Origin of the sequence: Streptomyces xantholiticus, assembly GCF_014651015.1 — a bacterium.
GTDB lineage: Bacteria > Actinomycetota > Actinomycetes > Streptomycetales > Streptomycetaceae > Streptomyces > Streptomyces xantholiticus.
In genome coordinates, this window is the sequence record NZ_BMWB01000003.1 from 318,598 (window position 1) to 332,235 (window position 13,638).

Sequence of the window (13,638 nt, forward strand, 5' to 3'; positions counted from 1 at the left end):
GACGGGTGAGTACGATTCCCGAGATCCGCACCCTGCCCGTACCCGACGGTCTGGAGGGTGAGCGTGTGGACGCCGCCATCTCCCGGATGTTCGGCTTCTCCCGTACGAAGGCGGCCGAGCTGGCCGCCGCCGGGAAGGTGCTGGTCGACGGCTCGGTCGTCGGCAAGTCCGAGCGGGTGCACGGCGGTGCCTGGCTCGAGGTCGAGATGCCGCAGGCACCCGCGCCGGTGCAGATCGTGGCGGAACCGGTCGAGGGCATGGAGATCGTGCACGACGACGACGACATCGTCGTGATCGTCAAGCCGGTCGGTGTGGCCGCGCATCCGAGCCCGGGGTGGACCGGCACCACCGTCATCGGCGGGCTCGCCGCCGCCGGGTACCGCATCTCCACGTCGGGCGCCTCCGAGCGCCAGGGCATCGTGCACCGCCTCGACGTCGGCACGTCCGGGCTGATGGTCGTCGCCAAGTCGGAGCGTGCGTACACCCTGCTGAAGCAGCAGTTCCGTGACCGCGTCGTCGACAAGCGCTACCACGCCCTGGTGCAGGGCCACCCGGATCCGCTGAGCGGCACCATCGACGCGCCCATCGGCCGTCATCCGAACCTCGACTACAAGTGGGCGGTCACGGCGGAGGGCAAGCCGTCGGTGACGCACTACGACCTGATCGAGGCGTTCCGCGCCGCGTCGCTGCTCGACATCAAGCTGGAGACCGGCCGCACCCACCAGATCCGGGTGCACATGGCGGCGCACCGCCACCCCTGCGTGGGGGACCTGACGTACGGCGCGGACCCGACGATGGCGAAGCGGCTCGGTCTGGCCCGGCAGTGGCTGCACGCGGTGCGCCTCGGCTTCGAGCACCCGTCGGACGGCCAGTGGGTGGAGTTCGAGAGCAGCTACCCGGACGACCTCCAGCAGGCACTGGACCGGATCACCGCGGAGAGCGCATGACGGCTGCCTACAGCGTGCGGGTCGCTCTCGGCACCGCCGACCGTGAGGCGTGCTTCGCGGTCCGCAAGGAGGTGTTCGTCGCAGAGCAGCAGGTGCCGGAGGGCATCGAGTACGACGGCTACGACGCCGAGGACGCGGACACGATCCATGTCCTCGCCGTGGGCGCCGACGGTGTGGCCCTCGGCACCGGCCGGTTGCTGCACGGAGCATCGGCCCTCGGGAAGACCGGCGGCGACCTCACGGTCGGCTCACTGGGCCGGCTCGCGGTGAGGGGAGCGGCGCGCGGCCTCGGCGTGGGCGCGGCACTGGTCCGGGCGATCGAGGACGCGGCACGCGCGCGGGGCCTCGCGGCGGTCGACCTGCACGCGCAGACCCATGCGCTGGGTTTCTACGAGCGGCTGGGGTACGCGGCGTACGGGGCCGAGTTCCTGGACGCGGGCATTCCGCATCTGGCGATGCGACGGGTGCTGCCCGTTTCCTGACCGCGCGTCAGGATGCGCGGCACCCTCGCGGCAACAGCGCGGCCCGGGCGGCTTCCGGACCGTTGCCGGCGCTGGGCGGCGGTGGCGCGTCAGCCGCGGCCGGTGCGCGGAGCGCCGTTCGCGTCCGGCGTGTAGTCGCCCGCGTTGTTGCTGTGGATCTCCTCCGCCCGCGGCGCCACCTCGCGCACCGGCCACTGGCCGTCCGGCCGCAGCGGCGCCGCCGCCGTCGCGATCCGCGGCAGCGCGTACGGGTGCTTCTCGCACAGCCAGGCGATCATCTGCTCACGCACCGTGCACCGCGCCGTCCAGATGTCGTCCGCGTCCTTCGCGGTAACGACCACCCGTACCTCGATGGTGCTCGGCGTGCTGTCCGTGACGGCCAGGCTCCAGTCCCTGCCGTCAAAGGCCTTGCAGTCCTCGAGGATCTCCTGGAGCTTCTCGCGCATCAGCGCGACGGGCGCCGAGTGGTCGAGCTGCAGGTAGACCGTGCCGGTCATCTGGACGCCGCCGCGCGACCAGTTCTCGAACGGCTTGCTGGTGAAGTACGACACCGGCATCGTGATGCGGCGTTCGTCCCAGGTCCGTACGGCGAGGAAGGTGAGCGTCACCTCCTCGACCACGCCCCACTCGCCGTCGACCACCACGGTGTCACCGATCCGTACCATGTCGCCGAAGGCGATCTGGAAGCCGGCGAAGAGATTGCCGAGGGTGGACTGGGCGGCCACACCGGCGACGATGCCGATGATGCCCGCGGAGGCCAGCATCGAGGCACCGAACTTCTCCATGCCGGGGAATGTCAGCAGCATCGCCGCGACCGCCACGACCGCGACGATCGCCGTGACGATCCGCATGATCAGCGTGATCTGGGTCCGCACCCGGCGGACCCGCGCGGGGTCGCGGGTGGAGGTCGCGTAACGGGTGTACGAGGACTCGACGACGGCGGAGACGATCCGCGTCACCAGCCAGGCGCTCGCGCCGATCAGAACCAGCGACAGCACATGGCCGATGCCCGCCTCGTGCCGCTCGACGAGCGACCAGTGCGTCTCGCGGTACGCCCCCCTCAGCAGCGCCCCGAGCAGCACGAGTTGGAACGGCAGACGGCACCTGCGCAGCATGTCCCACAGCGGCGTCTCCGGGTGGCGTTCGTCGACGCGGCGCAGCAGCCGGTCGACGGCCCAGCCGAGCGCCAGGGCCAGCAGGACGGCTCCGCCGATGACGGCCAACGGGCGCAGTATGTTCTCCATGTCTTCTTGACTCCTGGTGGCGAAGGCGGCTGGCAGGATGGCCGGATGAACATCATCCTGTTCCATTCGGCCTTCGGTCTGCGACCGGCGGTGCACGCGGCCGCGGACCGGCTACGTGCCGCCGGGCACGAGGTTCGCGTGCCCGACCTTTTCGAAGGACAAACCGCCGAGACCGTCGAACAGGGCCGGGAGCTCGGGGAGAGGATCGGCAAGGACGAGTTGCTGCGGCGGGCGGTCCACGCTGCCGCACCGTACTCCGACCAGGGGCTGGTGTACGCGGGGTTCTCGCTCGGCGGGGCGCTCGCGCAGAATCTGGCGCTCGCCGACGAGAAGGCGCGCGGGCTGCTGCTCCTGCACGGCACGTCGGACATCGCCGAGGGGGCGAGCATCGACGACCTGCCCGTACAACTGCATGTCGCCAGTCCCGATCCCTTCGAGACCGACGACTGGCTGAACACGTGGTACCTGCGGATGCAGCGGGCGGGCGCGGACGTCGAGGTGCACCGCTATCCAGGGGCCGGGCATCTGTTCACCGATCCCGGTCTGCCGGACTACGACGAGATGTCGGCCGAGCAGGCCTGGCGCGCGGCACTCGGGTTCCTCGAGACGCTCTGAGGAAGCCGGGGCGGAACGCGGCGGTCCGCCCGGCACGCACGAGGCGCGCCGGGCGGACCGGTCGGGTGGGTCAGGCGCGGTAGGCGGTCCAGTGGTCCTTCATCCGCTGCACCTGGCCGGAGGTGAACTGGTACATGCACGCGTCGTACGTGTAGTCCATGAAATTGTGGATCGGGTCCACACCGGTCTTGCTGGCGCAGGTGTCGCGGCCGGTCGGGCAGGCGTACGCGGGGCTCTTCTCGGCCGGCGTGTCGGTGACGTAGTCGCCGTTGCCGTTACAGCCGCCCTGGAAGGTGTGGTACAGCCCCATCCAGTGGCCGACCTCGTGGGTGGCGGTGTCGCCCTCGGCGTAGTTGGTGGCGGTGCCGCCGGGCAGCGAGGCGTCGAGCACGACCACGCCGTCCATGGACGGGTTCGACCGGTACGAGGACGGGAAGGTCGCCCAGCCGAGCAGGCCGCCGCCGAGTTTGGCGGTGTAGAAGTTGAGCGCGTTCGCGCCGCCTTGGCGGAGGGTGGACTTCATCTCCTTCTCCGCGGTGGAGCCGGAGTTCAGGTTGTACCAGGACGCGTTGTTCGTGTAGTCGGTGCCGGCCAGGGTGAACTGGAAGCCGGAGTCGACGTTGCCGGTGCCCTGGCCGGCGTAGGCCGCGTTCAGGACGGCGAGCTGGCTGTCGATCTGGCTGCTCGTGAGCTTGCCGGTCTCCCCGTCGTGGATGACGTGGAAGTAGACCGGGATCGTGGTCGCGGCGGTGGCGGAGAAGCCGCGTCCGCTCGTACGGGCAGCTTCGAGTCTCTTCCTCAGGTCCGCGTCCATGGCCTTGGCCTTGGTCTCGGAGATCTCGTTCGGCTCATGGGCGTGGCCGGCGCCGGGCCGGGTCTCACGGGCCGTGGCGCTCGCGTGCGCGTCCTGCTCGGCGCACTCGTCGGCCAAGGACGCGGCAGACACGGACGCCTTCGGAGCGGCGACGCTGCCGGGGGTGGAGAACGGGGCGAGGGCCAGGGTTCCGGCCATGATCGCCGTACCGATTGCGCGGTGGCGCAGTCGGGGGGATATACGGGCAAGAGCACGCATTACGTCTCCTCGCGGGGGGTTGTGAGGGGGCCTTTACTGGCCACCGCGGGGAGATTACGGGTGCATGTCAGATCTTGAAGAGGATCGTTCAAGCCCAATCGATCCATGGGTGATTGCGGACATCGGGGAGAAAGGTTTCGGTCATGTCCGAGGGTTGAGATCTGCACGTAACGAATGCAGTGACGACGACGGGTGGTGTGTCCGCATTCATGGTGCGGAACGCGCCACCCGTCGTAGTGATGTGATCTTCTGTTAACGCATCGGCGTATGGCCGAAAATAGCCCCTAGCGCACTGGCTGGTTCACCCGCTCGACCTTCTGCGTTCCGCTGAGGGTCCGGTAGGACCGGGACCACGACGACGATGCGTCCTGCTTCGTCCGGTCGGAGATCGTGTAGTAGTCCATCTGGGAGCGCTCGGCGGTGACGTCCAGGACGCCGTATCCGTGCGCGTCCATGTCGACCCACTTCACATGGCGGTTGGCGGCCCGCACCGCGGCCGAGGCGACCAGCGAGACGGTGCCCGGGGCGACATGGAGGAGGTCGTCCAGGTTGTCGGAGCTCACCGACGTCACGACGAACTCGGTCGCCGCCGAAGGGGAGAGTGGATATGTCGCAGCCCTGACCGGGACGTCGTTCGCCCACGCCATGTGGATGTCGCCGGTGAGGAAGACGGTGTTCTCGATACCGCGCTGCGTCAGATGCGCCAGCAGCTCCCGGCGGTCGTCCGTGTAGCCGTCCCACTGGTCCACGTTGACCGCCAGCCCTTCCTTGGGCAGCCCCGTCAACTCGGCGATCGGCTCCAGCAGATGGGCGGGAAGGGAGCCGAAGGCGACCGGCGAGACCATCACCGAGGTACCGACCAGTTGCCAGGACGCATCGGACGCCGCGAGGCCCGCCTTCAGCCAGTCCAGCTGCGCCCGGCCGGTGAGTGTGCGGTCCGGGTCGTCCACGTCACCGTTGCCGATGCGTGTCTGCTGCGAGCGGAACGAGCGCAGATCCAGCAGATGCAGATCCGCCAGCTTGCCGAACCGCAGTCGGCGGTAGACCGTGCCCTCGGTGGACGCGCGGACCGGCATCCACTCGAAGTAGGCCTGCTTGGCCGCCGCGACCCGGGCCGCCCACTCGCCCTCGGCGCCGGGCGTGTGGTTCTCCGCGCCGCCGGTCCACGCGTCGTTGGCGAACTCGTGGTCGTCCCATATCGCGATCAGCGGGTGCGCGGCATGCAGCGCCTGCAGATCGGGGTCCGTCTTGTAGGTGGCGTGCCGCAGCCGGTAGTCGGCGAGCGTCACGATCTCGTGTCCCGGCTCGTGCTGCCGTACGGCGTACTCCTTTTCCGGGTAGCCGCCGGTCGCGTACTCGTAGATGTAGTCGCCGAGATGCAGCACCGCGTCGAGGTCGCTGCGCGCGGCCAGATGACGGTACGCGGAGAACCAGCCGGCCTCCCAGTTGGCACAGGACACCACGCCGAAACGCACCCCGGGAGTGGCCGCGTCCGCGGCAGGGGCGGTGCGCGTGCGCCCCGCGGGCGAGACGGTGGCGCCCGCGGTGAAGCGGTACCAGTAGGAGGTGCCGGGGCGCAGGCCGCGTACGTCCACCTTCACGGTGTGGTCGGAGGCGGTCTTCGAGGTGGTGGTGCCACGGGCCACGATCCGGGCGAAGTCCTTGTCCTCGGCGACCTCCCAGGCCACCTCCGTCTCGGCGCCCAGGCCGGAACCCGGCAGGGCGTCGGGGCTCGGGGTGACACGGGTCCACAGCAGTACGCCGTCGGGCAGCGGGTCGCCGGAGGCGGTGCCGTGGAGGAACGCGGGAGCCTGTTCCGCGGCGGTGGCGGGGGAGGCGGCCGCCGCGAGGACGGGCACGGCGACGGCAGTGGCGGCAGCGGCCTTGACGACCGTGCGGCGACTGGGGGTTGAGGAAAATCGACTGGTCACGGCCGATCAGATTACTGATCAGTACGTCGAAAGGGCGGGCGAACGGAGAAAGTTCGCCCGCCCATCCGGAGCGGTCAACCGGGGTGTTTCCCTCCGGTCTGCTGGTGGCAGCCCGGAGCGCGCGGATCAGTGACCAGCGATCAGGAGACGGGTCAGCCCCCCAGCGCCTTGTCGATCGCCGCGGTGAACTCCTGGACCGTCATGGGCGCGTTGTCGCTGCCCTTCGCGGTCACGTTCTTGCCGTCCATCCTCAGGGTCGGGGTGCCCTTGACCCCGCTCTTGTCGAACGTCTGCGACATCTTCATCGCCCAGGCGTCGAACGTCCCGTCCTCGACGTTCTTCTTGAACTCCTCGTTGCCCTTGAGCGCGGGCACCGAGTCGGCGACCTGCAGCAGATAGGAGTCCTTGGCGAACTTGTCGTCGTTCTCCTCCGGGTGGAACTCGGCCGAGTACAGCGCCGACTTGTACGCGAGGAATGCGTCGGGGCTCACGTTCAGCGCCGCGCCGAGCGCGCTGAGCGCGTTCTTGGAGCCCTCGCCGTTGGTGGCGTCGTCGATGAAGGTGGCACCGACGTACCTGATCCTGTACTTGCCGGCGTCGACGTCCTTCTCGACCGTCTCGCCGACCGCCTGCTCGAAGGTCGCGCAGACCGGGCAGCGGGAGTCCTCGTACAGCTCCAGCGTCTTCTTCGCACTGTCCTTGCCGATTGAGACCGTCGTGCCGTTCTCACCGGCCGTGTTCTTCGGCGCGGTGACGTCCGACTGTTCGGCCACCGCCTCCCAGTGGCCCGGCTTGTTGGCCTGCAGGATGCCGTATCCGATGCCGCCGGCGATCGCGAGCACCACGACGGCCGTACCCGCGACCGTCAGCTGCCTGCGGACCTTGTCCTTCTTGGCCTGGCGCTCACGCTCCTGGCGCAGCCGCTCGCGGGCCGCCGCCTTGTTGGCCTGGCTGTTGCGCTTGCTCATGATCATTCACTCCGTGTGGGGACACATGGGGGACGTACGAAAAGAGGGATCTCGGTTCAGGCGCAGAGCGCGACGGAACGCGGGGGTCCCCTCCGTCCCACGGAGTGCACCAGCAGCCGGGTGCGCGCGGTGCGGGGCGTGTACGGCCGCGGGCACGGGCCCCGCCGCCCGGGACCAGGTGCGTGCACGGTGGCGACGGCCAGCAGCAGCGGCCGGAAGGCGAAGTCGCCGACCGTGCGCAGCAGCCCGGCCACCGCGGACTCGCCGCGCCGCAGCCAGGCCGCGGCGAGCAGACCGACGCCGACATGGGCGGCAAGCAGCAGCCACGGCTGGGCCGGGTCGGCGGTGCGCAGCAGGGCCGCGAGCCCCTGCTCGTCCACGGGCAGTGCCGTACCCGGCAGTGCCGCGCCGACCTCGCCGCCGCACAGCACGTCGAAGCCGAAGGTACGCAGCGAACCGGCGACCGGGCCGCCCGCGGGGCCGTAACAGACGTGCTGTCCGGTGGTGAAGACGGTGTCCGCGGCCAGCTCCAGCGGGATCAGCAGCCCGGCGATGCGCCAGAACCCGCGCTCCTTGCCGGACAAGGCGAAGGCCACCGTGAACACGGCGGCGGCGAGCGCGGCGACCGTGGTCAGCGGAAGCGGGGCCCGGGACAGCAGCACATGGGAGGCGGCGGACAACGTCACGACCAGTGCCGTGAAGATCGCTGCCCGCAGCCCTCTGAGCTGCATTCCGGAGATGTCCATCGCAGCCGAGTGTGCCATGCGTTTCCTAAGAGCCCCTTAAAGGCGTCCGCCGAGGTCAGGGGGTCCTACAGGCCCGGGATACGGCCGTTGCGGAACAGGTCCACGAAGATCTGGTGGTCGGCCCGGGCCCTGGCCCCGTAGCCGTGCGCGAAGTCCACGAGCAGTTCGCCGAAGCCCTCCTCGTCGGCGGCGATCGCCGCGTCGATGGCCCGCTCGGTGGAGAACGGCACCAGGGAGTGCCCGCTCTCGTCGTCCGCGGCGGCGTGCATGGTCGCCGTGGCCCGGCCGAGGTCGGCCACGACGGCCGCGATCTCCTCCACGTCGTCGATGTCGGACCAGTCCAGGTCCACCGCGTACGGAGAGACCTCGGCGACCAGCTGACCGGAGCCGTCGAGCTCGGTCCAGCCGAGCCAGGGGTCGGCGTGGTCCTGGAGGGCGCGCTGGGAGATCACCGTGCGATGCCCTTCGTGCTGGAAGTAGCCGCGGACCTCCGGGTCGGTGATGTGCCGGGAGACCGCGGGTGTCTGTGCCTGCTTCATGTAGATCACGACATCGTTCTCGAGGGCGTCGCTGTTGCCCTCCAGCAGGATGTTGTACGACGGCAGGCCGGCCGAGCCGATGCCGATGCCGCGCCGGCCCACGACGTCCTTGACCCGGTAGGAGTCGGGGCGGGCCAGGCTGGACTCGGGCAGGGTCTCCAGGTAGCCGTCGAAGGCGGCCAGCACCTTGTACCGGGTGGCCGCGTCCAGCTCGATGGAACCCCCGCCCGAGGCGAACCGGCGTTCGAAGTCGCGGATCTCCGTCATCGAGTCCAGCAGCGAGAACCGGGTCAGCGAGCGCGCCATTCGCAGCGCCCCGAGCAGCGGCCCGTCCGCCGTGTCCAGGGTGAAGGGCGGCACGTCGTCGTCCTTGGCCCCGGTCGCCAGCGCGTGGATGCGCTCCCGGTAGGCGGTCGCGCAGATCCGCACCAGCTCGGTGATCCGGTCGTCGCTGAGCGCCTTGGTGTAGCCGAGCAGGGCCAGCGATGCGGCGAGCCTCTTGAGGTCCCAGGTGAAGGGGCCCACATAGGCCTCGTCGAAGTCGTTGACGTTGAAGATCAGCCGGCCGTTGGCGTCCATGTAGGTGCCGAAGTTCTCCGCGTGGAGATCGCCGTGGATCCACACCCGGCCCGTGCGCTCGTCCAGGTAGGGGCCGGCGAGCTGCTCCCGCTCCAGGTCGTTGTAGAACAGGCATGCCGTGCCCCGGTAGAAGGCGAACGCCGAGGCCGCCATCTTGCGGAACTTGACCCGGAAGGCGGCCGGGTCGGCGGCCAGGAGCTCGCCGAAGGCGGTGTCGAAGACGGCGAGGATCTCCTCGCCGCGCTGCTCGGCGGTGGGCTGCGGGACCGGCATCGCGGGGTGCCTCCTGGTGCATGGCAATGGGGACGGCGTTTCCGCCCCGTCCAACGCATGAAGGTACGCAGGAGTGCCCACCCGTCAACCCGACGGCCACCCCTCGTAAGAGGGGCGTCGCCCCGCAGCGTTTCCATCGGGCTGTCAGTCCGGCGACGTAGACTTCCAGGCTGTCCCCCCGGACTGCCCGCAGCCTGTCGCCCACTGTTCTTCGGAGGCCCGTCGCCGTGACCAAGCCGCCCTTCACGCACCTTCACGTCCACACCCAGTACTCGCTGCTGGACGGTGCTGCGCGGCTCAAGGACATGTTCAACGCGTGCAACGAGATGGGCATGACCCATATCGCCATGTCCGACCACGGAAATCTCCACGGGGCGTACGACTTCTTCCACTCCGCGCAGAAGGCCGGGGTCACCCCCATCATCGGCATCGAGGCGTATGTCGCGCCCGAGTCCCGGCGCAACAAGCGCAAGATCCAGTGGGGTCAGCCGCACCAGAAGCGGGACGACGTCTCCGGTTCCGGTGGTTACACCCACAAGACCATCTGGGCGGCGAACGCGACGGGTCTGCACAACCTCTTCCGGCTCTCGTCCGACGCGTATGCGGAGGGCTGGCTGCAGAAGTGGCCCCGGATGGACAAGGAGACCATCGCGCAGTGGTCGGAGGGACTGATCGCCTCCACCGGCTGCCCCTCCGGTGAGCTGCAGACCCGGCTGCGTCTGGGGCAGTTCGACGAGGCCCTGAAGTCCGCCTCCGAATACCAGGACATCTTCGGCAAGGACCGGTATTTCCTGGAGCTGATGGACCACGGCATCGAAATCGAGCGCCGCGTCCGTGACGGCCTGCTGGAGATCGGCAAGAAGCTCGGCATCCCGCCGCTGGTGACCAACGACTCCCACTACACGTATGCGCACGAGGCCCCCGCCCACGACGCGCTGCTGTGCATCCAGACCGGCAAGAACCTCTCCGATCCCGACCGCTTCAAGTTCGACGGCACCGGCTACTACCTCAAGTCGACCGACGAGATGTACGCGATCGACTCCTCCGACGCCTGGCAGGAGGGCTGCCGCAACACCCTCCTGGTCGCCCAGCAGATCGAGACGGAGGGGATGTTCGAGAAGCGCGACCTGATGCCGAAGTTCGACATCCCCGACGGGTACACCGAGGTGACCTGGTTCCAGGAGGAGGTCCGGCGCGGCATGGAGCGCCGCTATCCGGGCGGCATCCCCGAGGACCGCCAGAAGCAGGTCGAGTACGAGATGGACGTCATCATCCAGATGGGGTTCCCGGGGTACTTCCTCGTCGTCGCCGACTTCATCATGTGGGCCAAGAACCAGGGCATCGCGGTGGGCCCCGGCCGTGGTTCCGCGGCCGGTTCGATCGTCGCCTACGCCATGGGCATCACCGACCTCGACCCGATCCCGCACGGTCTGATCTTCGAGCGGTTCCTCAACCCCGAGCGCGTCTCCATGCCCGATGTCGACATCGACTTCGACGAGCGCAGGCGCGTCGAGGTGATCAGATACGTGACCGAGAAGTACGGCGCCGACAAGGTCGCCATGATCGGCACGTACGGCAAGATCAAGGCGAAGAACGCGATCAAGGACTCCGCCCGCGTGCTCGGCTATCCGTACGCGATGGGCGACCGGCTCACCAAGGCCATGCCCGCCGACGTCCTCGGCAAGGGCATCGACCTCAACGGCATCACCGATCCCTCCCACCCGCGCTACAGCGAGGCCGGCGAGATCCGCGCGATGTACGAGAACGAGCCGGACGTCAAGAAGGTCATCGACACCGCCAAGGGCGTCGAGGGTCTGGTCCGGCAGATGGGTGTGCACGCAGCCGGCGTGATCATGTCCAGCGAGACCATCACCGAGCATGTCCCTGTGTGGGTCAGGCACACCGACGGTGTGACCATCACCCAGTGGGACTACCCGCAGTGCGAGTCGCTCGGCCTGCTGAAGATGGACTTCCTGGGTCTGCGCAACCTCACGATCATGGACGACGCCATCAAGATGGTGAAGTCCAACAAGGGCATCGACCTGGAGATGCTCGCCCTCCCGCTCGACGACCCCAAGACCTTCGAACTGCTGCAGCGTGGCGACACCCTCGGCGTCTTCCAGTTCGACGGCGGGCCCATGCGCTCCCTGCTGCGGCTGATGAAGCCCGACAACTTCGAAGACATCTCCGCCGTGTCCGCGCTCTACCGCCCGGGCCCGATGGGCATGAACTCGCACACCAACTACGCCCTGCGCAAGAACAAGCAGCAGGAGATCACGCCGATCCACAAGGAGCTGGAGGAGCCGCTCAGGGAGGTCCTGGACGTCACCTACGGCCTGATCGTCTATCAGGAGCAGGTCCAGAAGGCCGCCCAGATCATCGCCGGGTACTCGCTCGGCGAGGCCGACATCCTCCGTCGCGTGATGGGCAAGAAGAAGCCCGACGAACTGGCGAAGAACTTCGTCCTCTTCCAAAAGGGCGCCCGCGAGAAGGGCTACAGCGACGAGGCCATCCAGGCCCTGTGGGACGTACTGGTCCCCTTCGCCGGATACGCATTCAACAAGGCGCACTCCGCCGCGTACGGCCTGGTCTCCTACTGGACGGCGTACCTCAAGGCGAACCACCCCGCGGAGTACATGGCGGCGCTGCTCACCTCGGTCAAGGACGACAAGGACAAGTCGGCCGTCTATCTGAACGAGTGCCGGCGCATGGGCATCAAGGTCCTCCCGCCCAACGTCAACGAGTCCATGTCGAACTTCGCCGCTCAGGGCGACGATGTGATCCTCTTCGGCCTCACCGCCGTGCGCAACGTCGGACAGAACGTCGTCGAGTCCATCATCAAGTCCCGTAAGGCGAAGGGGAAGTACAGCTCCTTCCCCGACTTCCTCGACAAGGTCGAGGCCGTCGTCTGCAACAAGCGCACCATCGAGTCCCTCATCAAGGCCGGCGCCTTCGACGAGATGGGCCACACCCGCAAGGGCCTCGTCGCCCATCACGAGTCGATGATCGACAACGTGGTCGCGGTCAAGCGCAAGGAGGCCGAGGGGCAGTTCGACCTCTTCGGCGGCATGGGCGACGAGGCGAGCGACGAGCCGGGCTTCGGACTCGACGTCGAATTCTCCGACGTCGAGTGGGAGAAGTCGTATCTGCTGGCGCAGGAGCGCGAGATGCTCGGCCTGTACGTCTCCGACCACCCGCTCTTCGGTATCGAGCACGTCCTGTCCGACAAGACGGACGCCGCGATCTCCCAGCTCACCGGCGGAGAGCACGCGGACGGCGCGGTCGTCACCATCGGCGGCATCATCTCAGGCCTGCAGCGCAAGATGACCAAGCAGGGCAATGCCTGGGCGATCGCCACCGTCGAGGACCTGGCCGGCTCCATCGAGTGCATGTTCTTCCCGGCGACGTACCAGCTCGTCTCCACCCAGCTCGTCGAGGACACCGTGGTGTTCGTCAAGGGCCGGCTCGACAAGCGCGAGGACGTTCCGCGGCTGGTCGCGATGGAGCTGATGGTTCCCGACCTGTCCTCGGCGGGCACCAACGCGCCGGTGGTGGTGACCATCCCGACGGTCAAGGTCACCCCGCCCATGGTCAGCCGGCTCGGCGAGATCCTCAGCCACCACAAGGGCAACACCGAGGTCCGGATCAAGCTCCAGGGCCCCCGCAAGACCACGGTCCTGCGGCTCGACCGGCACCGGGTGCAGCCCGACCCCGCGCTCTTCGGCGACCTCAAGGTGCTGCTCGGCCCGTCCTGTCTGGCCGGCTGACCGTGCCCGCGTAAGGCCACGCACGCAGAAGGGGCGCTCCCGTCGTCACGGGAGCGCCCCTTCTGGCGTCAGGTGTTACGCGTCATGCGTCAAGGCCGGCCGGTCAGTTGTGGCCGAAGCGCTTCTGCCGGCCCTTGTGGGCCACATCGGACGGAGTGACCGCCTGCGCCCGCTGCTCGGCCTGCGCCTCCATCGAGGAGCTGCGAGCCTGCTGGGCGCCGCGCTCGGCGGCAGAGGACTGGTTCTGAGCACGATCCTGCTTCTTGTTCTTGGCCATGGGGTGCCTCCTGTTGGGGTGTAGGGGCCAGGGCCGCGACCAGACTCACATAAGCGTATAACCGTCGCATTTTGGATCATCGCGGACCGTAATCGCCCGGGGTACAGAGGTACGGATCCGATCCGCCACGCCGATGATCGAGTTCCGGCCGTTAACCCTCCCGTGGTCGGGCAGACTCGATGGAAAGCCGGAACAATC

At 68.5% G+C, this 13,638-nt stretch carries 11 protein-coding genes; 4 read left to right on the forward strand and 7 right to left on the reverse strand.

Going from position 1 to position 13,638, the window contains the following annotated elements; genetic code table 11:
- Positions 1 to 5 precede the first annotated feature (5 nt).
- Positions 6 to 947: an RluA family pseudouridine synthase gene (locus IE198_RS07965; protein WP_189884172.1), complete on the forward strand. Its 942-nt coding sequence runs from the start codon at positions 6 to 8 to the stop codon at positions 945 to 947.
- Positions 944 to 1,429, forward strand: coding sequence for a GNAT family N-acetyltransferase (locus tag IE198_RS07970; protein ID WP_189884174.1), 486 nt, complete (start codon positions 944 to 946; stop codon positions 1,427 to 1,429). The genes IE198_RS07965 and IE198_RS07970 overlap by 4 nt, the downstream gene beginning before the upstream one ends.
- 89 nt (positions 1,430 to 1,518) lie before the next feature.
- Here the strand turns inward: IE198_RS07970 and IE198_RS07975 are convergent, their stop codons facing one another.
- Complete coding sequence (locus tag IE198_RS07975; RefSeq protein WP_189884176.1) at positions 1,519 to 2,673, reverse strand: mechanosensitive ion channel family protein; 1,155 nt, start codon at positions 2,671 to 2,673, stop codon at positions 1,519 to 1,521.
- 45 nt (positions 2,674 to 2,718) lie between these two features.
- Between IE198_RS07975 and IE198_RS07980 the strand changes: the two genes are divergently transcribed.
- The gene (locus tag IE198_RS07980) at positions 2,719 to 3,288 is read left to right on the forward strand and encodes a dienelactone hydrolase family protein (protein ID WP_189884178.1); all 570 of its coding nucleotides are present in this window, start codon (positions 2,719 to 2,721) and stop codon (positions 3,286 to 3,288) included.
- A 70-nt stretch (positions 3,289 to 3,358) separates the two neighbouring features.
- Here the strand turns inward: IE198_RS07980 and IE198_RS07985 are convergent, their stop codons facing one another.
- From IE198_RS07985 to IE198_RS08005, 5 genes are all read right to left on the reverse strand, one after another.
- Positions 3,359 to 4,360 (reverse strand): zinc metalloprotease, encoded by a 1,002-nt coding sequence (locus IE198_RS07985; protein ID WP_229833791.1) that lies wholly within the window; start codon positions 4,358 to 4,360, stop codon positions 3,359 to 3,361.
- A 284-nt stretch (positions 4,361 to 4,644) separates the two neighbouring features.
- Positions 4,645 to 6,291 carry an alkaline phosphatase D family protein gene (locus IE198_RS07990; RefSeq protein ID WP_189884180.1) on the reverse strand — a complete coding sequence of 549 codons (1,647 nt, stop codon included), beginning with the start codon at positions 6,289 to 6,291 and terminating at the stop codon, positions 4,645 to 4,647.
- A gap of 152 nt (positions 6,292 to 6,443) precedes the next feature.
- A complete protein-coding gene (locus IE198_RS07995) occupies positions 6,444 to 7,259 on the reverse strand; it encodes a DsbA family protein (protein WP_189884182.1) in 816 nt (271 codons plus the stop codon).
- A 56-nt stretch (positions 7,260 to 7,315) separates the two neighbouring features.
- Positions 7,316 to 8,005, reverse strand: coding sequence for a hypothetical protein (locus tag IE198_RS08000; protein WP_189884404.1), 690 nt, complete (start codon positions 8,003 to 8,005; stop codon positions 7,316 to 7,318).
- Positions 8,006 to 8,070: 65 nt separating this feature from the next.
- A complete protein-coding gene (locus IE198_RS08005; RefSeq protein WP_189884184.1) occupies positions 8,071 to 9,396 on the reverse strand; it encodes a DUF2252 domain-containing protein in 1,326 nt (441 codons plus the stop codon).
- A 227-nt stretch (positions 9,397 to 9,623) separates the two neighbouring features.
- Here IE198_RS08005 and dnaE point away from each other — a divergent pair, with 227 nt between their 5' ends.
- Positions 9,624 to 13,163, forward strand: a complete 3,540-nt coding sequence (gene dnaE, locus IE198_RS08010; RefSeq protein WP_189884186.1) for a DNA polymerase III subunit alpha — start codon at positions 9,624 to 9,626, stop codon at positions 13,161 to 13,163.
- A 103-nt stretch (positions 13,164 to 13,266) separates the two neighbouring features.
- Here the strand turns inward: dnaE and IE198_RS08015 are convergent, their stop codons facing one another.
- Positions 13,267 to 13,440 (reverse strand): hypothetical protein, encoded by a 174-nt coding sequence (locus tag IE198_RS08015; RefSeq protein WP_189884188.1) that lies wholly within the window; start codon positions 13,438 to 13,440, stop codon positions 13,267 to 13,269.
- Between the last annotated feature and the right edge of the window lie 198 nt (positions 13,441 to 13,638).